Here is a 22,445-nt window from a genome sequence, read left to right as displayed (position 1 = left end):
CTAAAGCATCAAAGATTAAGCAACAGAATCTTTAAGCCCTTTACCCGCTTTAAAGCTTGGTACTTTACTTGCTTTAATTTGAAGCTCTTCACCAGTTTTTGGGTTACGACCAGTACGAGCTGCTCGCTCTTTTACACTGAAAGTACCAAAACCAACTAAAGTTACAGTATCGCCACCTTTTAACGCTTCACCAATTGAAGCAATAGTCGCATCCAATGCTTTACCAGCATCAGTCTTAGACAATCCCCCTTTTTCTGCAATCGCGTCAATTAATTCTGATTTATTCATGAAGATTACGTCCTCTTATATCGTTCGTTTAATATCAAAAGCTGTGGTTTGAAAGGCCATGCAGACTTTATAGCAATGCTTTGGGGGGAAACGCAAGACTGCAACAATGCTTTTCATCAAAATAATCTATAAAAAATGCAAAATAGGTTTATTCTGTTGGCTGACTGACTATTTTTTGTAGTTGATCTGACAATTTTTGATTTTCTTCTACCAAACCATCAACTTTTTGATGCAATTGCAAGATCAAAGTCTCTAAATGCTGTAGATCCTTTGCCGTCACCAAGCCAATACGATTCAGCGAATGATTCACATGATGATCTAAAGTCTTTTCAACTTTTTCCTTAGTTTCAGTGACTGTTTCCTTGGTTTTCTCAACCACATTCTTTGCAGATTGCTCCACTTCAGTATCTTCAACACTTTTAGACTCAAGCTCCTCACCCACCTTGACCAAAGAGTCAAATAATTTATTACCTTCCTCTTCTGCACGTGAAAAAGCCCCCAAACCTGCGAGCCAAATTTGTTTGGTATATTTTCTAAAATCAAGCGGAGATTTACGTGAAGATTTTTCTTTTATCTGCGTTTTTTCTTTTGTTGAGTTCAGTTTTAAATCATCCTGTGATTCTTGCTGTTCTAAATCCATTTCTTTTCCCTCCTGCATGCTTTATGTGCAATTTAATCATTAAAATGTGAAATATCGTCATAATAACAAATAAATTACTTGAACCTTTTGCTAAACTGTTCTACAAAGCAAAGTAATTTATTTTATTTAAATGTGAACCAGTTCACCATAGGTATAACACGAGATTGGACTCTCTGTACAAATTATAGGATTTATTTATGAGCGAATCGCAACAAAAACAAGGTCAAAGTCGTTTGTTGCTTAATACCTTAATGATTATTTTGGAAACATTTTATTCATTTGTATTAAAACATGACCGCGTGGTTCGCTTACATGCAAAATTTTTTATTGCTCAACAAATCACCATTAAAATAAATAGTTACATTCCTTATGTCGATTTCTATGTTCAATTTACGGACAAAGGCATTTTGTTTGATCTAAAAGCACCTGAAAAACCTGTAGATTTAACTGTCAGTAGTACCGTTTTAGATCTCATCCAAATTTTTGCTTTTGCCAATCGCCGCAGCATGAAGAAATTGCGTATTGAAGGTGATGAAATTTTGAAAGATAAATTTCATGATCTCATTTTACCTTTAACCATTCCCAAATTACTTTCCGACTGGAAACAATGGCTTACAAATCCAGACCATGATGAAACTGGCGTAGGTTCAAAAAAGCGTATTGCTCCTTTGTTAGAGAAAATTGATCAACAACGTTCTAAAATCAATACTTTACAAGTAGAGGTGAAGCAATACCAAAACCGTATTCGCCGTATGGAGCAAAAACAAAAAACGATAAATATATTTTTATCGGTGATTTCAGTTCTATTTATTACGTTAATTGTGTATAATTTATGGCAAATATTTTCTTGATAAGTCAATTTAAACAATAAATTAAACACAACACAAAAAATACCTTACTAAATTAGTCTGAATTAAACCGAAAAATACTTGACTATTTTAGTCAGGATTCATAAAATCAACACATCTAGTCTAATAACATGTGTATCGAATCATGCGCCTTACTACTCGCGGTCGCTACGCAGTGACTGCTCTACTTGATCTAGCTTTGCAGCCAACTGAACAAACGATCACGCTTGCTGAAATTGCAGCACGCCAAACTATCTCTGTTGCTTATCTTGAGCAATTATTTGCCAAACTTAAACGCAATGGTCTAGTTTCAAGTGTTCGTGGAGCCAACGGTGGTTATCTTCTTGCGCGCAATGCTGAAGAAATTACAGTATTAGAAATTATTGAAGCCGTAAATGAAACCGTTGATGCAACACGTTGTGACCACAAAGGCAACTGCCAAAATGGTGCGATGTGTTTAACGCATGATTTATGGCAAGAACTCTCCCATCATATCGCCGATTATTTAGCTAAAATTACACTTGCTGATCTCGTTTCACGAGACAACGTGCAAACTGTTGCTCTACGCCAAAACACTCCAAGTTTAGATTCAGCCCTTTTATCGGCTACAGGTATTTGACATGAAACGTCCTATTTATCTTGACTATGCAGCAACAACTCCTGTCGATCCTCAAGTTGCTGAACGCATGATGGAATGCTTAACCTTTGACGGTATCTTTGGTAACGCAGCATCTCGTTCACATGCTTATGGATGGCAAGCAGAAGAAAAAGTTGAATATGCACGTGAGCAAGTCGCAAACTTGATCAAAGCTGACCCGCGTGAAATTGTTTGGACTTCAGGTGCAACTGAATCTGACAACCTTGCACTTAAAGGTATCGCTCAGTTTTACGCTTCAAAAGGTAAACACATCATCACATCTAAAATTGAACATAAAGCAATTTTAGATACTTGTCGTGAACTTGAAGAGGAAGGTTTTGAGATTACTTATCTTGAGCCTGAAGCTCGTACTGGTTTGATTACCCCTGAAATGGTTCAGGCTGCACTACGTCCAGATACTATTCTTGTTTCATTGATGATGGTGAACAATGAAATTGGTACAGTGACTGATGTTGCTGCGATTGGTGAGTTAACACGTGCCAATAAAACGTATTTCCATGTTGATGCTGCACAAGCTGCGGGTAAAGTAGAAATTGATCTTTCTACCATGAAAGTGGACTTGATGAGCTTCTCAGGTCATAAAGTATATGGTCCTAAAGGCATTGGCGCACTTTATGTACGTCGTCAACCACGTGTTCGTATCAAAGCACAAATGCATGGTGGTGGTCATGAACGTGGTATGCGTTCAGGTACACTTGCAACCCATCAAATCGTGGGTATGGGTGAAGCTTTTGAGCTTGCAGGTAAAACATTACATGCAGAACAAGCGCGTTTACGTATCCTCCGTGACAAGCTGTGGAATGGTTTGCAAGATTTAGAACAGGTATTTCTAAATGGTCACCCAGAGTTTAACGTTGCCAACTATTTAAATGTTAGCTTCAACTTTGTTGAAGGTGAATCATTAATGATGGCACTCAAAGATGTTGCAGTTTCTTCTGGTTCAGCATGTACATCTGCTACTTTAGAGCCATCTTATGTTCTTCGTGCTTTAGGTCTTTCAGATGAACTTGCTCATAGTTCAATTCGTTTCAGTTTCGGTCATTACACAACTGAAGAAGATATTGATCATGTGATCAAAATCTCTAAAGCTGCTGTTGAAAAATTACGTGCCCTTTCTCCACTTTGGGACATGTATAAAGAAGGCATCGACTTAGATTCAGTTGAATGGGCTGAACATTAATTCAAGATATTATTGATCACATCTTTTTGAGTTGTTCTCATTGAAAATCAAAAAGATGTCCCAATATTATTTATTATCAACGCTGACCCCGAGGTTTGGAGAAGCATCATGGCTTATAGTGAAAAAGTAATTGATCATTACGAAAACCCTCGTAATGTTGGTGTGTTAGATAAAAATGCTGAAAACGTAGGTACAGGTATGGTCGGTGCACCTGCTTGTGGCGATGTTATGCGTCTACAGATTCAAGTAGATGACAATGGCGTAATTGAAGAAGCACGTTTTAAAACTTACGGTTGTGGTTCAGCAATTGCATCAAGTTCATTGGTTACTGAATGGTTGAAAGGTAAAACTTTAGACCAAGCTCAAGCGATCAAAAACATCGACATCGCAACTGAACTCGCATTGCCACCAGTCAAAGTTCACTGCTCTGTACTTGCAGAAGATGCAATTAAAGCCGCTGTTGAAGACTATCGCAGCAAAAAAGCTAAAGCTTAATTTTGCTTTTAACCATTTACAGAAAGTGAATTAACGGAGTTTTCATGATCCATTTAACTGAAAATGCTGCAACTCATATCAGCAATTATTTAAAAAATCGCGGTAAGGGTGAAGGTATTCGTCTTGGTGTGAAAACTTCAGGCTGTTCTGGTTTGGCTTATGTGCTTGAGTTTGTCGATGACGCTGATACACATGATCAAATGTTTGAACAGTTTGGTGTAAAAGTTTTTGTAGACCCAAAGAGTTTGGTGTATTTGGATGGCATGGAAATGGACTATGTAAAAAATGGTCTAAATGAAGGCTTCGAATTCAACAATCCAAACAAAAAAGGTGAATGTGGTTGCGGTGAATCTTTTACCGTTTAACAGCAACTTTGCCTTTGTTTCGCATTAAAACAGTGTCCCACACTGTTTTAATCACATTTAATTCTGCTATTTTATGCAAACCCAATCGTGGATGAATATTTCCCATGAGTCATTTTGAGCTGTTCGATCTCCCAGAAGCACTCGATATTGATTTAGCAACATTAAAATCAAATTTTTTAAAATTGCAGCAACAATATCATCCTGATAAAGCCGAAGATAAAGACCAAGCCTTGATTAAATCTAGTGAAATTAATCAAGCTTATAAAGTCTTATCTCATGTCGATAGCCGTGCGGCTTACCTCCTCTCTCTGAAAAAGCAAGATCATCATTTAGATCAATCCATTAATGATTTTGAATTTCTACAGTCTGCTTTAGAAATTCGTGAACAATTGGATGAGTCTCGTGATATTGAACAATTACATTCACTAAAAAATGAAGTCCAACAATGGATCGATGGCTTAGTGCGTGAGTTTAAAATTGACTATACCGATGAAGATTGGGCAGATGCACGTGATACCGTGCGCAAATTGCGTTTTTTCCAAAAAGTCATGAATGACATTGATAAAGCTGAGGATCGGCTTTTAGATGACGAAGATTTTGACTTAGATGATGATTTTTAATTTATTTATTTTTTTATTAAGGATGTAACACAATGGCACTCTTGCAAATTGCAGAACCTGGACAATCAAGTGCGCCACACGAACATCGTATTGCCATTGGTATCGATTTAGGCACAACCCATTCACTTGTTGCGACTGTATTATCAGGCAAAGCCAAAGTACTGAATGATGAACAAGGTCGTGTGTTACTCCCCTCGATTGCACATTATTCAAAAAACTCTACAGAATATGGTGATGCAGCCAAACCTTTTGTGACTACAGATCCAAAAAATACCATCGTTTCAGTGAAACGTTTTATGGGTCGCTCAAAAGTAGATATTAAATTTCAACATCCCTATACCTTAGTGGGTGAAGATAATCAAATGCCTGCATTTGAAACCGCACAAGGGCGTAAAACACCCGTCGAAATTTCTGCTGAAATCTTAAAACAACTCAAAGATCGTGCCGAATCAAGTTTAAAAAATCCTGTGAATGGTGCAGTAATTACTGTGCCTGCTTATTTCGATGAAGCTCAGCGTCAAGCAACTCGTGATGCAGCACAACTTGCTGGTTTAAATGTTTTACGTTTATTAAATGAACCGACTGCTGCAGCGGTGGCTTATGGTTTAGACCAAGAGACCAATCTTGCAACAGATCGTAACTATGTTATTTATGATTTGGGCGGTGGTACGTTTGACGTTTCAATTTTACGTTTTGCACAAGGTGTATTTGAAGTTCTCGCAACGGGTGGTCATACCGCACTTGGTGGTGATGACTTAGACCGTTTAATTGTGAAATGGGCAAAAAAACAACTCAACATTGAAACCCTTGATGATGCTGAATATGCACATTTTGTAGTTACAGCACGTAAAGCCAAAGAAGCTTTATCTGACAATGAATCGGTTGAACTCAAACTTTTAGAGCAAACTTTAACGCTTAACCGTGAAAATTTTGAACAGATCATTCAAGTTGCTTTGGATAAAACGATTAGTGTCTGTAAACGTGTGTTACGTGATGCAAAACTTGAATTAACAGACATTCAAAACGTCGTTTTAGTGGGTGGCTCGACTCGTTCATACGCCGTACAAAAAGCAGTTGCCGAAGTATTTAATCAAGAGCCTCTATGCACCATCAACCCTGATGAAGTTGTTGCGATCGGTGCAGCAATTACCGCCAATCAATTGATTGGCAATAGCCAAGATGGTTCATTGCTTTTAGATGTAACCCCACTTTCTCTTGGATTAGAAACCATGGGTGGCTTGGTAGAACGTTTAATTTCACGTAATACTGCAATTCCTGTTGCACGCCGTCAAGAATTCACCACCTACCAAGATGGTCAAACTGCAATGTTAATCCATGTCGTACAAGGTGAACGTGATTTAGTGGAACATTGCCGTAGCCTTGGACGTTTTGTACTGCGTGGTATTCCACCAATGACTGCAGGTCAGGCACGTATTGAAGTGACTTTCCAAGTCGATGCAGATGGTTTACTTACTGTTTCTGCAAAAGAAACAACTTCAGGTGTACATGCTGAAATTGACATTAAACCGTCTTATGGCTTGTCTGATACAGATACCGAACGTTTACTCTTAGATGGCTATAAATTTGCTGAAGAAGATAAGCATTTACGTCATTTGCATGAAACTAAAATTGAAGCACAACGTGAATTAGAAGCTTTAACGCAAGCCCTCAAAGCTGATGCGCAATTACTTGCGACTGAACAGTTAGATGCCTTAACTCAAGCACAAGCACATTTAACTGCACAACTTGCAACAGATAATATCCAAGCCATTGAAGATGCTGTGGAAAAACTTAAAACCCATAGTGATGCTTTTGCTGCTGAACGTATGAATCAACACATTGATCATGCACTCAAAGGCACAAAACTTGATGACTGGTCAAACTCAAACTAATTTATAGGTAAAGACTATGCCACGTATTAAAGTACTACCTCATGCAACAATTTGCCCAAATGGTGCTGAGTTTGAAGTTGAAGCAAATAGCAATCTTTGCCAAAGCTTATTGGACAATGGGATCAAAATAGAACATGCTTGTGATATGTCAAAGGCATGTACAACTTGCCACGTTGTTGTACGCCAAGGCTTTGATAATCTAGATGAAATGGATGATGTCGAAGCAGATCTGCTTGACCGTGCTTGGGGCTTAGAACCTGACTCTCGCTTGTCTTGCCAAGTCAAAATCACTGATGAAGATATGGAAATTGAAATTCCAAAATATACCATCAACCATGCATCAGAAAACCACTGATTTTTATGAAATAAAAATAAGCCACTTAAAATAGTGGCTTATTTTTTAAATTAATATTTATGAAGAATACATAAAAATCAAACATGTAACTAATTAGATGGAGAAATAATTTCATCTTCTCTACGTAGTTGTGCAACTCCCATAGAGTTTGTTAATTTTTGCTGTAATTGAATTCGTGCAATCATTTTTTCCAAAACTTCTACCAATTCAGTATATTCAAAGTTTTGCACTTCTTGCATATTTAACACCAAATGAAAACCTTTGTATTCATAATCAAACCATTGTTCATTTTCATTATGAATATTGGTATATTTTTCCATCACCTGCCAAGTCTTCACTAGATCATGAATACCTTTTAACTCCATCGGCTCTTTCGGTGCACATAAATAACTATTTTTCACTAATTTATGAGTATCATCTGAAATCAAAATTTCATCAATTTCCGCAGCATTTTGCAAACGTGCAGCTAAATTCGCATCACGACCTACAATCGTATAAGCCATACGATGTACTGCCCCATAATTTCCAACGTGACAATACCCTGTACTAATGCCCATACGGATATGCAAAGGTGCATAGCCCATTTGTTCCCAACGTGCCCGCAAAAATTTCATCTGTTGACGCATCGCAAGTGCCATATCGAGGCAATTTTTTGCATCTTGTTCAACACCTTGCGAATCTGGGTCGCCAAAGAAAATTAGGATTGCATCACCCATGAACTTATCAATCGTTGCACCATATTGCTTGGCAATTTCAGTCATATGGCTAAGGTAGTCATTCAAAACAAATGCTAAATCATCAGGAATCAATGTTTCAGACAATTCAGTAAAACCCTGAATATCTGAGAAAAATACTGTAATTTTTTTACGTTTATATTCTAATTTTGCCTCAGTTTCACCACGCATGATCGACTGCCACAATTGTAATGGTGCATAACGACTGAGTTGGTTAGATAACTGAATATAACGATTCATCTCATTAAAATAATTTTCACGCTGAGTATCTACACGCTTCATTCTTCTATTTTGATAATAATTGGCGACATTAATAAAGATAATTAATCCAATAAAACTTAAAATTGTTAATTCAATCGAAGTTTGTTGAAAATAATCATCGAAACCAAAAATAAAAATAATATTAAAATAAAAAACCAAAATACTAATTAAAATTGCCAATGAACTAATCATCATGGAAACTTTATAATTGACTGCAATGTAAATTACACTAAAAAATAAAATAAAAGTAATTACTAGACTGAGATGCACTGCTGCCAAAACAGTTGATACAACAATCACATCTATGAGGAAATACACATTACGCCGTACCAGCGCACCATACTGGTATTCCAACCAACGTGATAACCTTGGACTAATCAGAAAAATAAAGAAAATAAAAATCGGCACATAAAGTTGGTTATGTGCATTTGGTGTTGTGAAATAATAAATAACCAACAACATCGCAAGCATGATATATCCCATCAAACGTTGGAATATCTCAAACTGTTTAGGTTGCTTATCTAACATACGATCTAATGGCAAATGAAAACCTCGAATGTCATTGATTATTTATCTATTCATATACGCAATAGAACTTAATCCATACGCCAATCAAAAGGCATATCCCCTTGACCACGCAATGCCAACATCAAAGTCTGGCGCATATGTGCGAGAACTTCATTTGAATATGGAACAGTTTGTAAACCAAATACTGGTTTTGGCCATGCTGTATCATTTTGATAACGAACCACATGATGAAAATGTAATTGTGGAACCATGTTACCCAATGCTGCAACATTCATTTTGTCAGCACGGAATACACGAGACAATTGGCTAGATAACCAACTTGATTCACGTAAAAACTGCTCCTGATCCGCTTGACTGAGTTCATATAACTCAGTAATACCAGGCACACGTGGGATCAGAATTAACCACGGAAATTGCATATCATTCATTAAACGACATGTTGAAAGCGGAAAATCGCCGACAAAAAAAGTATCTTGAGCAAGTTGAGGATGCAGACTAAACATATCTTTATAAATGACATAAAATGAAAAAGGATACCCAATACTAACACATCAGTTTTAACGTGAATATTGCTAGACTTGTGTTTTAGTACAAATAAATACAGTTTGTTTTGAACAGTGTCTCAAATTTATCATACGAAGCATAATAAAACTTTTTTTTAAACTGTTTTTTACAACACATGCCTGCTTTATTTTTCCAGTTATTACTGCATTTAAAGCATCTAACAACTGGAATTTTCAAACTATTTTAAATCGACTAAAAGCATTTTCAAAAGGTCTACAATAAACTGAATCCGCTTTTCATTTTCTTCCAACATCACCATCACTTTCAGGCGCTGACCACCTTCCATGCGGAACCACGTTGGATGTTTTTGCATGAGCTGAATAATCGTAATGGCTTGCACGGGTGTATCAGGTGAAAACTCAATCGCTCCGCCACGTGCCCCAACATCAATTTTAGTGATGCCCAATTGTTCAGCCTGAATGCGAATCTGATGCACACTAAACAGTTGCTTCACGGATAATGGTGGCACACCAAAACGATCAATTAACTCCATACGGATATTATCGAGTTTATCCTGTGTATCGGTATTACTGATGCGTTTATAAAACATCAGCGTTGATGTACATCACCCAGATAGTCATCAGGAATCAACGCAGGCATGTGCAAAGTAATTTCAGAGGTTAATGACAAGGGTGCATCAAAGTTTGGTGTTTTACCTTGTTGAATGGCTTTGGTGGCTTTTTCCAACATTTCCATATATAGACTATAGCCAATTGCATTCATTGAACCGCTTTGCTGCTCACCCAGTAATTCGCCTGCACCACGAATTTCCAAGTCTTCGGTTGCCAACATAAAGCCCGCACCCAAAGTCGATGCACGTGAAATGGCATCAAGACGTTTTTCTGCATCACCTTTTAAGCCTTTGATTGAAGGCACCATCAGATAAGCATAGGCTTGGTGATGTGATCGCCCTACACGACCACGTAATTGATGTAACTGCGCTAAACCAAGTTTATCCGCTCGTTCGATGATAATGGTATTGGCATTGGGCACATCAATCCCAGTTTCAATAATGGTTGAACAGACCAAAACATTATATTCTTTGTGATAAAACTGCTGCATGACCTGTTCAAGTTCACGTTCACGCATTTGTCCATGTGCCACCGCTACACGGGCTTCAGGCACAAGATGACGAATGTTTTCCGCAGCACGTTCAATGCTATCGACTTCATTATGTAAAATATAGACCTGACCACCACGCAGCAATTCACGCAGAATCGCCTCTTTCATGGTTTCATCAGTCTGTTCATTGACAAAGGTTTTTACAGCTAAACGGCGTGCAGGTGGCGTGGCAATAATGGATAGATCACGCATCCCTGAAAATGCCATATTCAATGTTCGTGGAATCGGAGTCGCAGTCAGCGTCAACATATCCACATCGGCACGCATGGCTTTAATACGCTCTTTATCACGTACTCCAAAACGATGTTCTTCATCAACAATCATCAAACCTAAATTTTTAAATTGCACATTTTCCTGAAGAATTTTATGTGTCCCAATCACAACATCGACTTTACCCTCAACCAAATCCTCAATGGTTTTGGTATGGGTTTTACTTGTGCCAAAACGGGACAATACCTCAATGCGAATCGGCCAATCTGCAAAGCGGTCTTTGAATGATTCATAATGTTGTTGTGCAAGCAAAGTTGTAGGTACGAGCACAGCAACCTGCTTATTATTTTGCACTGCAACAAATGCCGCCCGCATTGCCACTTCGGTTTTACCGAAACCGACATCACCACAGACCAAACGATCCATTGGTTTAGCAAGTTGCATATCATGCAAAGTCGCCTCAATGGCATTGGCTTGATCAAGTGTTTCCTCGTAGGCAAAACCACTTGAAAATTGCATATAACTGCTTTGTTCAAGCTCAAAACTGATACCGGGCTTAGACTGACGACGTGCTTGTATATGCAATAATTCGGCTGCAACATCATGGATTTGCTCCAAAGCTTTGCGTTTGGCTTTGTTCCATGCATCAGTACCGAGTTTATGCAAAGGCGCAAGATCAGGATCACCACCACTAAAACGGCTAATGAGATGTAAATGCGTCACAGGCACATACACTTTGGCTTCATCTGCATAATTGAGCTGCAAAAATTCATAATCTTGATCATCAATATTCAGCGTCACCAAACCTGCATAACGCCCCACACCATGATCAATATGCACCACAGGCGCACCGATATTCAGTTCAGTCAGACTTTTAATTAAAAATTCTTCAGAAACTTCTTGCTGACGTTTTTTGCGGCGCTGCACCACACGATGTTCATACAGTTGATTTTCAGAAATTACTGAAAGATGATCAGTAATCACCAAACCACGATCTAAAGGCGCATGGGTAATTGCCACTGAAAAATTCGACTGTTGAAATGCCGAAAAATTCTCAACAACAGGAATTTCACCCAAACTTGGACGCAATGCATCTTTCAGCGTTTCACGGCGACCCGCACTTTCTGCCACAAGCAAGACAGGATGATTGGCTTCATCAATATATTTTTTAACAACTTTAAACGGTTGTTCTTGTTTCGGATCAACGGCAAGCTTGGCAGGTTGTTCCGCTGTTAAATTAATTGCCCCCGATTTCAACGCATCTACAGATTCTACAGATGCAATGATTCTTGGAAATTGATTGAGATATTCAAACACCTGATTTGGTTGGATAAATAATTCTTCAGGGGGCAATAAAGGCTGATCTGCATTGTGACGGCGATCTTCATAACGACGCATCACATCTTTCCAAAAACTTGCTAATCCATCATCCAAATGCTCATCTGTAATGACAATGCAATGCTTTGGTAAGTATGATGTCAGGCTACTTTGAGCTTGCATGGCGTCTTTGCTAAAGAATAATGGAAAATAAAAATCCAATCCTGCTGAAGCAATGCCATCGAGTACATCAGTATAAATCGGGTTTTTCTTTGGATTTGCTGTTGGAAAACTTTCTGCATAACGATCACGGAATGTTGAACGTGCTTCTTTCAGTGGAAACTCTTTAGCAGGTAAAACAGTAAAATTTTCCAATTTGGTGGTGGTTCTTTGCGTTTCAGGATCAAAGAATTTTAAGCTATCAATTTCATCATCAAACAGATCAATACGAATCGGCGCATTTTGCCCTGAAGCATAAATGTCCATGATGCTGCCCCGCACCGCAAATTCACCATGATCATAAACCGTATCGACCAAGTGATAACCTGCTTGAATCAAACGCATTTTTTGTTGTTCTAAGTCAAATTTTTGCCCAACTTTAATATCGAAATGTTCACCGAGCACCCAAGATGTTGGAGCAACCCGCTGTGCTAAAGTTGTTGCAGAAACCAATAAAATGCCTTTCGTTGGCATATTGGATAGAATCGAAAGTCGTTCTGAAACAATATCTTGATGTGGTGATAAACGGTCATAAGGTAAAATTTCCCAATCAGGAAAAATGGTTGGTTTTATGCCATAAAACTCAAGTTCGCTTTCAAGTTGCCCCACATGCTGATTGTTCCGAGCAACCAAAACAAATAGTTGCTCAGATTGCTCTGAAATTTCTTTGAATAATAATGCAGCCGATGAACCAAGCATTGAGCCGATCCAACGCTTTTCGCCTGCTTTGAGTTTTTTTAAATTAAGATCAGAAATTTCTTGTTTAAACATAATCGCTTTGGGTCAAAAAGACATGGGCAATAGTTTAACATGATGACTTTCTACAGTTGAGTGATTTTGTTTGGTCTTGTTGATTTAATAATGGTGAAACGCCACCTTTTCCTCATCAAGATAATGCCCTCTCCATCCGCATGCTAAGCCACCATTTAAATAGACCTTTCAGCCCAATTTTTGCAATCCTTACTTTTCCGCTTCCTGTTTAATTTTAGGCAATGGACGACCAGTCACAGGATCCAGTCCTGCATTTAAAGCCAATTGAGTCAACCATTGTTCATCTGGCTTTTCAGGCGCTGTACCCTTTAACCAAGCAGCTGCTGTTATCGTACCATCCCATTTTGGCAGTTTTTCCGGAGGTAAAGGTATAATTTGGTTCAATTCAGGAATTTTTTCATCATCATCCGAAAGAAAATAAGGCAAGGCCCTGAATAATTTTAAAATTTCTTTATAACGTTGTGAACGCGCTGGATCATCGGCCCCCAAATCAAGATTATAACGAATCATATCCTGATAATATCGCTGAGGTACAATTTCTGTTTGATATACAAATATTTTTGATAGTACTTCCGCACTGGAACGATCACCCTGAGCCAAAGCCAATTGATATTTTTCAAGTGCTTCTCTATGTTTTCCTGCTTCTTGTAACCTCTCTGCTACCTTTCTGGTCGCATAACCATCTCCCTGTTCAGAGGCACACATCCACATATCATCTTTGATTTTTTTTGCCCGCTCAGGTTGTGTAACATCATTTGCATTTGCAGCAATCGATGCGACTCTCAACATTGCATTGACATTACCTGCCTGTAAAGCCGGATATAAATAAGGACCTATCATCATATTGCTTCGATATTTATAATAGTTTGCAAATGCGGGTTTGAATTTGGCATATTGCCGATATATCAGTTCATATTCCACACGATCACCTAATTCCAGACTCCCCATACGATTCAACAAAATAATTCGATTTAAACGATCAAATGCCCGAGTATCTCCATATGTCAAAGCAATGTTGTAATACCGATACAATCCCAGCCAAAACTCTGGATCTCTATTGTCTTCATTATTGATCTCTGTAAAATACGCATAGGTATATATCTTGGAAATTTTAGGATCAACTTTCAGTTTTTGCTCTTTCACACATGGTAGAGGCTGTGGTAACTTCAATACATATTCATCATAATTTTTTTGATTTTGGGCTATTTCCATCATTTTAGCCTTATCACAATGTTCTGGCGTTTGCCCTGTGCCGCCTAATGTAAATGTTGAGCATTCACTAAAGATTTCAAACAACTCACATCCTTGTAACGTTCCCACCACAACCACTAAAGACCATGTTTTCAGTATTGTATTAATTTTCATGAATTTGCCTTGTGTTATTTTTAAAAATCAATTCAAGCCATTGTTCTACATTAATGTTCTGTTCATCTGAAATATTCAATGTCAAACACAGATGATCAACATCAAAGTAAAAGCTTATGCGCTGTTGTGAATCCTGCTCATAATGGGTTAAATGTTGAATTTCCCCATCAAAATCAAGTACAAGGTCCATTCAAAATCACCAACTGCTTTCCCACCATCTTGTTGTTCTGTTGCTCGAGTCAAAACCAAATAGCGCTCAGGCATATCAGAAAGATCTGATGCAAAAGCAAGCACAGCACAATAATCTTCAATATAAGCAACAACTTTGGCGATATCTAAACTAATCGTTTTCATTTTTCCCGCTTAAACGCTTTATAATAATCATTCAGTTTCTGAATAATGGCTTTTAACTGTTTTAAGTTTTCTTCAGTATTGTCAAGTCGTGCCACATAGCGCCCTGAAGCGATTTCCAAGTCTATTTTTTCATTGATCAAAATTGCTTTATAAAACAGTGCATTTAAGTCATCAAAGTTTTTTAATTTTCGGTTGGAAAAATATTCCAAACGCTCCGCCAATTCTTGATTTAAAACAATACCATCAACGATAAAACCTTGCTCAGAATCAATTTGAATATGATTATTTTCTAAAAACTCCAGCTCAGCTTTCGCCGCTTTACCTTTAAACAAATCAGTAATTTTAGCAAACATCATAGATTCCACATTTAAACAATAAATGCAGTTTAGTCTGATTTCGACCCAGATTAAAGTATGAGTTAGCTTAGGCTATTTCTATTCTATGCTAAAAAAGCACCCTTTTCGGATGCTTCTTTACATAAGATTATGCGTATTTTTGTTTTAAATAATTGACGATAGCTTCAGATTCAAACAATTGTGCACCTGTATTTGGATCAACCAAAAATGGCACTTGAATATCACTTTTTACACGCCCCATGATTGGCACAACTTTTTCACGCTTACCACCTGCCAAAGGGACGTATTTCCCCGGTTTTAAACGGAGAACAGAAGGTCCTTGATCTTGCCAACGCTCTTTTGCCACATTATGAAAGACAAAAGGCAGTTCCAACTCAGTCAAAACCCCACGCACTACACGAGTATAAGGACTCGCTTCAAAGCCCCACAACTCTAAAAGCTGTTCAGGTGCAGCACGATTGACGATTTTTTTATTGATCCACACGCCACGTGCACCATTAATCAAAGTGCCTGCAAATGCAAGCACAGGTAATTTTGGATAATGCGCATATTTTTTTGGTGTTTTGCCATTTTTGCCATAATTTTTAAAAAGATGATGAATAATATCTTGTGATTCATACAGTTTTTCACCTGTATTTTCATCTATTAAAAATGGGAACTGTGCTTTTCCACCTTGTTCTTTGGCAATTTTACGGTATTTCGTACCACCTTTTGGACAAGGATACACTTCATAATCCAAATTCAATAAGGTCATCACTTCACGAACACGGCGACAAAATGGTGAACCTTCAAATTCATACAACTTTAATGCCTTTTCAGGCTGATTGGGAAATGGCGTACCATTTGCGCCACGTCCACCTTCTGTAATTGCTGAAGCCAAAGCTTGTACGACTTTAATCTGATGATGCACCATTTTGTTATCCTTCGGGCGTCAATGACCCTAATTTTAAAGATCCACTAATTTTTCTTTAGCAACCACAATGCCGTTATTATCCGCATAGATAAAATCACCTGCATTGAACGTTACACTACCAAAATACAATGGCACATCAACTTCGCCTATGCCCTTACGGTTACTTTTTTGTGGAATTGAAGCCAATGCATGCACACCCAGATCAAGTTCAGCAATCGCATCGACATCACGCACACAACCGTAAATCACCACACCATTCCAATGATTTTTAACTGCAGACTCAGCGATCATATCGCCCATCAATGCACAGCGCATAGAAGCACCACCATCTACCACAAGAACTTTGCCTGTGCCATCCGTTGCCAAAAGTTCTTTGACCCGTGAATTATCCTCGAAACATTTCACAGTCACGATTTGACCGCCAAAACTTTTGCGTGCGCCATAACTTTGAAAAAAACGCCCATCTAATGATGGAATTAAGGTTTGCAGCTCTTTTTCAGGATTGTCATCAAGTAAATCGCAAGTTACAAAAGCGGGTGAAGTCAATGTAGTTCTCCTTTATTTGGCATTTTGTATGTATAAATTATCATAAATTTCAAATTGAGCGGTCTGAGTTTGTGCAACCTCGACCATAGTATGAGCCACTTGCTCGGCTGTCACTGGCTTATATTTAAATGTATTGGGAATGAAATGCGATAATTTTTGAAAAGCTTTTTGCCCAAGGTCTTCTAAAGTACGCTGTTCATTTCGCTCTCCTAATAACAACGATGGTCGAATGATCGAAATACGTGCTAAATCTAAACCTTGCACATAATGTTCTAGCTCACCTTTTACACGGTTATAAAAAATTTTAGACTTGGCATTTGCACCCATTGCACTGACTAAAAGCAACTGAGTATCTGTAGTTTGAAAAAGATCAGCAAAATGCGCATTAATCTCATAATCAATCGCATAAAATTTTTCTTTAGAACCTGCTTTTTTTTGGGTTGAACCTAAGCAACTAAAGGCATGACTAAAACCATTCACATCCTGATCATTGAGTAATAAAAAATCATCCAAAACCAATTGTTCTACTTTTGCTAGTTGTTTAAGTTCTAAATCTTCACGTCGCACAATTGCTGTAATTTTTTCACATTGGGAAAGTTGACTCAGTTTTTTGACCAAGCTTTTACCAACCAAACCTGTTGCCCCTATCACGATTGCACTTTTAATCGTTTGTGTCATTTTTAAACAATCTCCTTTATTTTTGAATAATCTAACGTTTTCTTTTATTTTTTTCTGCATCTATTTAGTGTCAAAGCATGTCAAGACTTGACTTTGCAGCATGCTTTAATCACAATATGGCACTTGTTTACGGGCTGGTGAAAATTCTCTGATGTAGGTTTTCAGATGTAATTTCAGCCCGCCCAGACCAATCTATTTCAAGGAGTGCACGAGTGGCAAACTCTGCTCAAGCTAAAAAACGTGCTAAACAAAACGTTAAAGCACGTAAACACAACGCTAGCTTACGTTCTATGGTTCGTACTTATCTTAAACGTACAGTAGCTGCTATTGCTGCTGGCGATTATGCTGCGGCTACTGAAGCTTATAAAACAGCTGTACCAGTAATCGATCGTATGGCTGATAAAGGCATCATCCATAAAAACAAAGCTGCTCGTCATAAGAGCCGTTTAAATGCACAAGTTAAAGCTTTAGCTAACTAATTTGTTGCGTGAAAAGAGCCCTTTTTAGGGCTTTTTTTGTATCTAAAATTCGATTCACTCTCTATTCAATGTAAATTCAATCACATTTGAACGAATAAAACCTCTTAAATAATGCCCCGTCATCACACGACATTGTAGCTTTTTATTTTGGATTTCTTGTCTTTGCTGCTCATCGAGATCAAGAGAAATATGATAAATATAACGCTGTTGTTGTGAATCAAATTGTGCAGGCATTTTCTCAATAAAACCGATATATTCTTGACCTGTAGGAATAAAATTCCACGCCGTTAAGTGTGAATGATCATCTGAGTTACAAAATAAACGACTATTCACCTCAAAGAAGCCACGTGTTCCAAAATCTTTGAGTGATGTAAAGTTGATAATAATTTGTGGTTGCTGTTGCACATTTTGCAAAGTAATCGTGCTCTGCGGATAAAATCGAAAAATATTCCAAATCACAATCACCAAAAGAACAAGTCCAATTGATTGGATGATTTTATTTTTAAATATTTTCATATCCATTTGAAACTATTATTCCTACTGAATGAATTTTATTATAATTTCAGATCTATTTAATTCTCCAACTTTTGAAAATCTCGAATTGATAACTGATTAACTTCACCACGCCAAACCCATTTTAAATTACTATCCTCAAAATGATCACCCTCAAACCACACGAATAACCCTTCCATCATTTGTGGCCAATCTGCTTTGTCCACCTGATGACGCCCTGAAATTACTGCAATAATGGCTGCCAAGATCGTATCATGACTGACCGCCAAGCTTAAACCCTGTGCATTTTGCGGATGTGTGTTATAAATCAACTCTAAAACATCAACCACACCCGAAATCGGATGCTTCATTCCTGGCAAGGCATTATTGACAAAACTATTGATAAAGCCCAATGCACCTTGCTTTTGAAAATATGGCGCAGCTTGTTGAATATCAAGAACAAAACTTCCAGGCTCAACCAACAAACCCTGTTCAACAATTTCAATTCTATGAGTATTATGATCAGGACTTGATAAATCTGCCCCTTCGATCATCAATGCCGCAGTATCAACACAGCGTTGAATCGGACTAGAAATACAATGCTGAATCACACGGTCTGTATTGTCAGTTAAATATGAACCCCAAGCCTGCGCCAAATCACGCCCTTGTGACGTTAACTGTAAGTCATAACCTGCTAAACCCTGTCCACTCACCATTTCACGAATCGAATGGCGTGTAAACAAAGTCACAGGGATTTTCGGGTCAGGCAATAAATCTATTGCTTTCAACATGCTTTTTGGCAGTAACTCAAGCGCCATACAGACTCAGTTTATTTTTTAGCTCTTGCCTACTATACCATGCCGAAAAAAACTCTCAATCTTATAAAGACACGTTACTGAGTGCATCTAATGCTATTTTCTGATTTTCTTTATCTCTAAAGGCGATAAAACCATCATTTAATACTGTTTCACGTTGGTTATAGGTAAAGGCTTGTGCTTTCAAACTCACCAAACCACCGCCAATACTTTCAAGTAAACCTTGTCCTGCACTGGTATCCCATTCAGAAGTCGGATGAAAACGTGGGTAAATGTCAATTTCACCCTCAAGCATCATACAAAACTTATAAGCACTCCCCGCTTCACGTTTAATCACAGGGTTTTCTTGTTCAATATAATCAATATATTGCTGATATTTAGGATTTTTGCTGCTATGACTTAAACCCACTTGAATAGCATCTGTTTCGACATCTTTAAACTTGCTATAGCGTTCCCATACTTTTTGACTAAATGAATATTTGTAAGGTAATTCAGTGAGATAACCGACATACATGACTTGCTCAGTTGGTACAGCAATGATGGAAAATATCGTTTGATGATTTTGGATCAGACTTAAATTAATGGTAAATTCATCACGCTCATGAATAAATTCTTTTGTACCGTCCAAAGGATCAAGCATCCAACAGACATTCCACGCTTGACGCTCAGAATAATCACTTTCCTCAGAAATCACAGGAATATCAGGGGTTAATATTGCCAATTGTTCTAATAAATAAGCATTTACTTTCAAATCTGCTTGGGTCACAGGTGAATGGTCTGGCTTTTCATCAATCCTAAACTCACGCCCAGCACAATATGCCTCATATTCATCCAACAAAATCTGGCTTGCATGTGCCAAAATTGGAGTTAAATTTAGGATTTGCTCATCTTGTGGTGCTTGGGTGGTAATAAACATTGCGTGCAACCTACCTGCTTTTTTAAATGTCGATTTTTAAACGGCATATTTTAACATCAAAAAATGACATCTATGTTTTAACGACAAAATATGTTTGAATCACAGAAAATGAGCATTGAATAGTGATAATTTTATGCTCTTTTCTCAAATAATGCCCTTTCTACTGCTCTACGATTGATCAAGCCTTGCATTCGCTGACCACCTGCATAAACCCACACATCAAACTGCTCAGCAGCTTTATGATAATTCATTGCATTTAAATGACGTAACAAAGTTGAATTTTTAAATGCTGTAATACCGATGTTATAAGTTAAAGACACCAATGCATCGAACTGGTTTTGGGTTAAATTCACTGTAACAGCTTGATTGACTGCATTTTCAAACTTTTTTAAGTCATGCTGCATATAGCGTTTCGCATCATTTACACTACAAGTATCAAATGCTTTCACAACAGTTTGATCAGGATAACGTGTAGTCCCATAGCCAATCGTCCAACACCCCGTTCCATCATCATAGGCAGTCAGCTCCAATCCCTCAAAACTGCAAATCTGCTCTCGTCCACGAACACTGACTTGGCGTTGAGCTAAATCTGTTGCAACTGCAATTTGGCTATGATCAGTGTCTGTTGCTGTTGCGATATCCGCTGAATTTGGCTGTTTAAGGCTACGCTCTAAGATTTCTTTAACAACACGAAATACATCTTGCCAGCGCATATTCATTCCTCAAATAATTTAGAAAATGAGCTTTCATTTCACTATTTAACAGCCTATTGATCAAAAATAAAAATATATTATGGATTGAATTTGTTAATCTAATTTTAGACAAAGCATTTTTAATGCATCAAATATAAAACTTCTCATACTGGCTAAATTCATCCTAAGAGAAAAATGATGATCAAATCTAGAGTTCCAATCAACAATGATAATTAAAGCTTATAAATCATCACTCAATTAAAAACTTAGAGAAATCATCATACGGGCTTTTAGATTTTATTCGCCCCCTCAATATTTAGCGCTATACTTCAATCTCAAGTCATACGTAAAATAATGTACATCAATTTGTACATTATTTTTGATGTGGTGTATAACATCATTAAAATTGATCTATATTTCAAAACCTTCAATTTTGAATTATTCCTCAAAAATCAATGAACTTTGCTTTATTTTAAGCACTCATTGTACTTTTAAAAATAAAGGTAGTTAAACTATGCAGCCTATCCTGATGTTCGATATGGATGGAACACTTCTTGATCTCGCATTTGACGATCTCATTTGGAATCAAAAATTACCTGAACGGCATGCGCAAACCCATCAATGCTCACTTGAACAAAGTAAAGCAACTTTATTTGAATTTTATCAAGAACATAAACACACGATTCTATGGTATTCATCGCAATATTGGAGTGAAAAAGTCGGTGTTGATGTTTTAAAATTACAATATGATTTTCAAGATAAAATCCAACCACGCATCGGTTGCATCGAATTATTAGAAAGCTTAAACGCACAAGGCTATCGTTGTTGGTTACTGACCAATGCTGACCGTGCAGGTTTAAAATTAAAACTAGAAAATGTTGATCTTGCACCCTATTTTGAAGTCATTGTCAGCAGTCAAGAGTTTGGTTATTCCAAAGAATTTGTTGAGTTTTGGCAAATTTTACAACAAAAGCACCCTTTCGACCCGCAACATGCATTTATGATTGATGATACTGCGCCTGTACTAGAAGGAGCAAAAAATTTCGGAATTAAAAATCTGATCACCATTACCCAACCTTCTAGTTTAAAAGCTGCACGTAATCCATTAGAGTTACATTATCCAGCGATTCACAATTTAACTGAATTATTGCCATTATTGGCGCAATATCAAAGCAAGGATGTCGATGTCAAAACAGCCTAAAAACCATAAAGATCAAAATTCTCCAGAAACAGATAGCGTACGTGCTGACAAATGGCTGTGGGCTGCTCGTTTTTTTAAAACCCGTTCTATTGCTAAAGCAGCAATCGAAGGTGGTAAAGTCCACCACAATAATGAACGCATCAAAGTGTCAAAAGAAATTCGCATCGGTATGGAACTCACTATTCAACAAGGTTTTGACCGCAAAACAGTCATGGTCAAAGCCCTATCCAATATACGTGGTGGTGCGCCTGCCGCCCAATTGCTCTATGAAGAAACCGAAGTCAGTATTGCACGACGGGAATTGATTTCAACCCAAAGAAAATTGCATAATCTTGCACGACCTGAGCACCGACCGAGCAAAAAAGATCGCCGAGACATCAGTCGATTTAGACAAGAAAATGATGCAGGTTATGAGCAAAATTGGTCATATCATGATGAATAAAAATTAAATTGCTAATGCGACATTCTGTGTCGCAATAACGCAATTTGATGTAGATGAGACATTTTTTTTCTGTCACTATTGCTCTTGTGGACGAAGATCAAATTTAAAGACATCCACTTTAGTGAATAG

At 37.6% G+C, this 22,445-nt stretch carries 25 protein-coding genes and 1 pseudogene; 11 read left to right on the top strand and 15 right to left on the bottom strand.

The window, feature by feature from the left end:
* Positions 1–15: 15 nt before the first annotated feature.
* Together AVJ19_RS00950 and AVJ19_RS00945 are read right to left on the bottom strand one after the other, a co-directional pair.
* Positions 16–288, bottom strand: coding sequence for an HU family DNA-binding protein (locus AVJ19_RS00950; RefSeq protein WP_065993948.1), 273 nt, complete (start codon positions 286–288; stop codon positions 16–18).
* Between the two features lie 148 nt (positions 289–436).
* Positions 437–928, bottom strand: coding sequence for a phasin family protein (locus AVJ19_RS00945; RefSeq protein WP_111858026.1), 492 nt, complete (start codon positions 926–928; stop codon positions 437–439).
* A gap of 197 nt (positions 929–1,125) precedes the next feature.
* On the opposite strand from AVJ19_RS00945, the gene AVJ19_RS00940 reads away from it, so the two are divergent.
* The 8 genes from AVJ19_RS00940 to fdx all read left to right on the top strand — a co-directional run bounded on the left by AVJ19_RS00940 (position 1,126) and on the right by fdx (position 7,341).
* A complete protein-coding gene (locus tag AVJ19_RS00940; protein WP_111857966.1) occupies positions 1,126–1,779 on the top strand; it encodes a hypothetical protein in 654 nt (217 codons plus the stop codon).
* A 142-nt stretch (positions 1,780–1,921) separates the two neighbouring features.
* Positions 1,922–2,395 (top strand): Rrf2 family transcriptional regulator, encoded by a 474-nt coding sequence (locus AVJ19_RS00935; protein WP_111858025.1) that lies wholly within the window; start codon positions 1,922–1,924, stop codon positions 2,393–2,395.
* A gap of 1 nt (position 2,396) precedes the next feature.
* Positions 2,397–3,614: an IscS subfamily cysteine desulfurase gene (locus AVJ19_RS00930; RefSeq protein ID WP_111857965.1), complete on the top strand. Its 1,218-nt coding sequence runs from the start codon at positions 2,397–2,399 to the stop codon at positions 3,612–3,614.
* A 108-nt stretch (positions 3,615–3,722) separates the two neighbouring features.
* Entirely contained in the window at positions 3,723–4,109 is a 387-nt protein-coding gene (iscU, locus tag AVJ19_RS00925) for a Fe-S cluster assembly scaffold IscU (RefSeq protein ID WP_111857964.1), read from the top strand.
* Positions 4,110–4,153: 44 nt separating this feature from the next.
* Positions 4,154–4,474: an iron-sulfur cluster assembly protein IscA gene (gene iscA / locus AVJ19_RS00920; RefSeq protein ID WP_111857963.1), complete on the top strand. Its 321-nt coding sequence runs from the start codon at positions 4,154–4,156 to the stop codon at positions 4,472–4,474.
* A 104-nt stretch (positions 4,475–4,578) separates the two neighbouring features.
* The gene (gene hscB, locus AVJ19_RS00915; protein ID WP_111857962.1) at positions 4,579–5,094 is read left to right on the top strand and encodes a Fe-S protein assembly co-chaperone HscB; all 516 of its coding nucleotides are present in this window, start codon (positions 4,579–4,581) and stop codon (positions 5,092–5,094) included.
* A 32-nt stretch (positions 5,095–5,126) separates the two neighbouring features.
* Positions 5,127–6,986 carry a Fe-S protein assembly chaperone HscA gene (gene hscA / locus AVJ19_RS00910; protein ID WP_111857961.1) on the top strand — a complete coding sequence of 620 codons (1,860 nt, stop codon included), beginning with the start codon at positions 5,127–5,129 and terminating at the stop codon, positions 6,984–6,986.
* Between the two features lie 16 nt (positions 6,987–7,002).
* Positions 7,003–7,341 carry an ISC system 2Fe-2S type ferredoxin gene (gene fdx / locus AVJ19_RS00905; RefSeq protein ID WP_111857960.1) on the top strand — a complete coding sequence of 113 codons (339 nt, stop codon included), beginning with the start codon at positions 7,003–7,005 and terminating at the stop codon, positions 7,339–7,341.
* A gap of 89 nt (positions 7,342–7,430) precedes the next feature.
* Here fdx and AVJ19_RS00900 read toward each other — a convergent pair whose 3' ends face one another.
* The 9 genes and pseudogenes from AVJ19_RS00900 to AVJ19_RS00855 form a co-directional block, all read right to left on the bottom strand.
* Positions 7,431–8,879, bottom strand: coding sequence for an adenylate/guanylate cyclase domain-containing protein (locus AVJ19_RS00900; RefSeq protein ID WP_111857959.1), 1,449 nt, complete (start codon positions 8,877–8,879; stop codon positions 7,431–7,433).
* 53 nt (positions 8,880–8,932) lie between these two features.
* Positions 8,933–9,367: an HIT domain-containing protein gene (locus tag AVJ19_RS00895; protein ID WP_111857958.1), complete on the bottom strand. Its 435-nt coding sequence runs from the start codon at positions 9,365–9,367 to the stop codon at positions 8,933–8,935.
* Between the two features lie 239 nt (positions 9,368–9,606).
* Positions 9,607–13,067: pseudogene (gene mfd / locus AVJ19_RS00890) on the bottom strand (transcription-repair coupling factor).
* A 189-nt stretch (positions 13,068–13,256) separates the two neighbouring features.
* Positions 13,257–14,432, bottom strand: coding sequence for a DUF6396 domain-containing protein (locus tag AVJ19_RS00885; RefSeq protein WP_111857957.1), 1,176 nt, complete (start codon positions 14,430–14,432; stop codon positions 13,257–13,259).
* Between the two features lie 147 nt (positions 14,433–14,579).
* Complete coding sequence (locus tag AVJ19_RS00875) at positions 14,580–14,786, bottom strand: hypothetical protein (protein WP_111857955.1); 207 nt, start codon at positions 14,784–14,786, stop codon at positions 14,580–14,582.
* A complete protein-coding gene (locus AVJ19_RS00870) occupies positions 14,783–15,139 on the bottom strand; it encodes a hypothetical protein (protein ID WP_111857954.1) in 357 nt (118 codons plus the stop codon). The genes AVJ19_RS00875 and AVJ19_RS00870 overlap by 4 nt, the downstream gene beginning before the upstream one ends.
* A gap of 130 nt (positions 15,140–15,269) precedes the next feature.
* A complete protein-coding gene (locus AVJ19_RS00865; RefSeq protein WP_111857953.1) occupies positions 15,270–16,055 on the bottom strand; it encodes a glutathione S-transferase N-terminal domain-containing protein in 786 nt (261 codons plus the stop codon).
* Between the two features lie 33 nt (positions 16,056–16,088).
* Positions 16,089–16,601 carry a ribonuclease E activity regulator RraA gene (gene rraA, locus AVJ19_RS00860; RefSeq protein ID WP_111857952.1) on the bottom strand — a complete coding sequence of 171 codons (513 nt, stop codon included), beginning with the start codon at positions 16,599–16,601 and terminating at the stop codon, positions 16,089–16,091.
* 12 nt (positions 16,602–16,613) lie between these two features.
* On the bottom strand, positions 16,614–17,279 hold the full coding sequence (locus AVJ19_RS00855; protein WP_111857951.1) for a nucleoside-diphosphate sugar epimerase: 666 nt from the start codon (positions 17,277–17,279) through the stop codon (positions 16,614–16,616).
* Positions 17,280–17,491: 212 nt separating this feature from the next.
* On the opposite strand from AVJ19_RS00855, the gene rpsT reads away from it, so the two are divergent.
* Positions 17,492–17,758, top strand: a complete 267-nt coding sequence (gene rpsT, locus AVJ19_RS00850) for a 30S ribosomal protein S20 (protein ID WP_111857950.1) — start codon at positions 17,492–17,494, stop codon at positions 17,756–17,758.
* Positions 17,759–17,812: 54 nt separating this feature from the next.
* On the opposite strand, the gene AVJ19_RS00845 is transcribed toward rpsT, so the two are convergent.
* The 4 genes from AVJ19_RS00845 to AVJ19_RS00830 form a co-directional block, all read right to left on the bottom strand.
* Entirely contained in the window at positions 17,813–18,280 is a 468-nt protein-coding gene (locus AVJ19_RS00845) for a hypothetical protein (RefSeq protein WP_111857949.1), read from the bottom strand.
* Positions 18,281–18,330: 50 nt separating this feature from the next.
* Complete coding sequence (locus tag AVJ19_RS00840; protein WP_111857948.1) at positions 18,331–19,068, bottom strand: histidine phosphatase family protein; 738 nt, start codon at positions 19,066–19,068, stop codon at positions 18,331–18,333.
* Between the two features lie 61 nt (positions 19,069–19,129).
* Positions 19,130–19,981, bottom strand: coding sequence for a 3'(2'),5'-bisphosphate nucleotidase CysQ family protein (locus AVJ19_RS00835; protein ID WP_111857947.1), 852 nt, complete (start codon positions 19,979–19,981; stop codon positions 19,130–19,132).
* Positions 19,982–20,112: 131 nt separating this feature from the next.
* A complete protein-coding gene (locus tag AVJ19_RS00830; protein WP_111857946.1) occupies positions 20,113–20,694 on the bottom strand; it encodes a lysozyme in 582 nt (193 codons plus the stop codon).
* A 493-nt stretch (positions 20,695–21,187) separates the two neighbouring features.
* On the opposite strand from AVJ19_RS00830, the gene AVJ19_RS00825 reads away from it, so the two are divergent.
* Positions 21,188–21,874, top strand: a complete 687-nt coding sequence (locus AVJ19_RS00825) for an HAD-IA family hydrolase (protein WP_111857945.1) — start codon at positions 21,188–21,190, stop codon at positions 21,872–21,874.
* Complete coding sequence (locus AVJ19_RS00820; protein WP_111857944.1) at positions 21,858–22,316, top strand: RNA-binding S4 domain-containing protein; 459 nt, start codon at positions 21,858–21,860, stop codon at positions 22,314–22,316. Before AVJ19_RS00825 ends, AVJ19_RS00820 begins: the two co-directional genes overlap by 17 nt.
* Positions 22,317–22,445 lie beyond the last annotated feature (129 nt).

Source organism: Acinetobacter sp. CFCC 10889 (genome assembly GCF_003268395.1).
In the GTDB taxonomy this organism is placed as follows: domain Bacteria; phylum Pseudomonadota; class Gammaproteobacteria; order Pseudomonadales; family Moraxellaceae; genus Acinetobacter.
The sequence above is the reverse complement of the archived record's forward strand: the minus strand, read 5'-3'. Positions and strand labels throughout refer to the sequence as shown.

What these genes read in the sequence shown, in the direction of transcription:
- AVJ19_RS00950 (WP_065993948.1), bottom strand. Translation starts at nt 288, where the DNA reads ATGAATAAATCAGAATTAATTGACGCGATTGCAGAAAAAGGGGGATTG.
- AVJ19_RS00945 (WP_111858026.1), bottom strand. Translation starts at nt 928, where the DNA reads ATGGATTTAGAACAGCAAGAATCACAGGATGATTTAAAACTGAACTCA.
- AVJ19_RS00940 (WP_111857966.1), top strand. Translation starts at nt 1,126, where the DNA reads ATGAGCGAATCGCAACAAAAACAAGGTCAAAGTCGTTTGTTGCTTAAT.
- AVJ19_RS00935 (WP_111858025.1), top strand. Translation starts at nt 1,922, where the DNA reads ATGCGCCTTACTACTCGCGGTCGCTACGCAGTGACTGCTCTACTTGAT.
- AVJ19_RS00930 (WP_111857965.1), top strand. Translation starts at nt 2,397, where the DNA reads ATGAAACGTCCTATTTATCTTGACTATGCAGCAACAACTCCTGTCGAT.
- iscU (WP_111857964.1), top strand. Translation starts at nt 3,723, where the DNA reads ATGGCTTATAGTGAAAAAGTAATTGATCATTACGAAAACCCTCGTAAT.
- iscA (WP_111857963.1), top strand. Translation starts at nt 4,154, where the DNA reads ATGATCCATTTAACTGAAAATGCTGCAACTCATATCAGCAATTATTTA.
- hscB (WP_111857962.1), top strand. Translation starts at nt 4,579, where the DNA reads ATGAGTCATTTTGAGCTGTTCGATCTCCCAGAAGCACTCGATATTGAT.
- hscA (WP_111857961.1), top strand. Translation starts at nt 5,127, where the DNA reads ATGGCACTCTTGCAAATTGCAGAACCTGGACAATCAAGTGCGCCACAC.
- fdx (WP_111857960.1), top strand. Translation starts at nt 7,003, where the DNA reads ATGCCACGTATTAAAGTACTACCTCATGCAACAATTTGCCCAAATGGT.
- AVJ19_RS00895 (WP_111857958.1), bottom strand. Translation starts at nt 9,367, where the DNA reads ATGTTTAGTCTGCATCCTCAACTTGCTCAAGATACTTTTTTTGTCGGC.
- AVJ19_RS00885 (WP_111857957.1), bottom strand. Translation starts at nt 14,432, where the DNA reads ATGAAAATTAATACAATACTGAAAACATGGTCTTTAGTGGTTGTGGTG.
- AVJ19_RS00875 (WP_111857955.1), bottom strand. Translation starts at nt 14,786, where the DNA reads ATGAAAACGATTAGTTTAGATATCGCCAAAGTTGTTGCTTATATTGAA.
- AVJ19_RS00870 (WP_111857954.1), bottom strand. Translation starts at nt 15,139, where the DNA reads ATGTTTGCTAAAATTACTGATTTGTTTAAAGGTAAAGCGGCGAAAGCT.
- AVJ19_RS00865 (WP_111857953.1), bottom strand. Translation starts at nt 16,055, where the DNA reads ATGGTGCATCATCAGATTAAAGTCGTACAAGCTTTGGCTTCAGCAATT.
- AVJ19_RS00855 (WP_111857951.1), bottom strand. Translation starts at nt 17,279, where the DNA reads ATGACACAAACGATTAAAAGTGCAATCGTGATAGGGGCAACAGGTTTG.
- AVJ19_RS00845 (WP_111857949.1), bottom strand. Translation starts at nt 18,280, where the DNA reads ATGGATATGAAAATATTTAAAAATAAAATCATCCAATCAATTGGACTT.
- AVJ19_RS00840 (WP_111857948.1), bottom strand. Translation starts at nt 19,068, where the DNA reads ATGGCGCTTGAGTTACTGCCAAAAAGCATGTTGAAAGCAATAGATTTA.
- AVJ19_RS00835 (WP_111857947.1), bottom strand. Translation starts at nt 19,981, where the DNA reads ATGTTTATTACCACCCAAGCACCACAAGATGAGCAAATCCTAAATTTA.
- AVJ19_RS00830 (WP_111857946.1), bottom strand. Translation starts at nt 20,694, where the DNA reads ATGCGCTGGCAAGATGTATTTCGTGTTGTTAAAGAAATCTTAGAGCGT.
- AVJ19_RS00825 (WP_111857945.1), top strand. Translation starts at nt 21,188, where the DNA reads ATGCAGCCTATCCTGATGTTCGATATGGATGGAACACTTCTTGATCTC.
- AVJ19_RS00820 (WP_111857944.1), top strand. Translation starts at nt 21,858, where the DNA reads ATGTCAAAACAGCCTAAAAACCATAAAGATCAAAATTCTCCAGAAACA.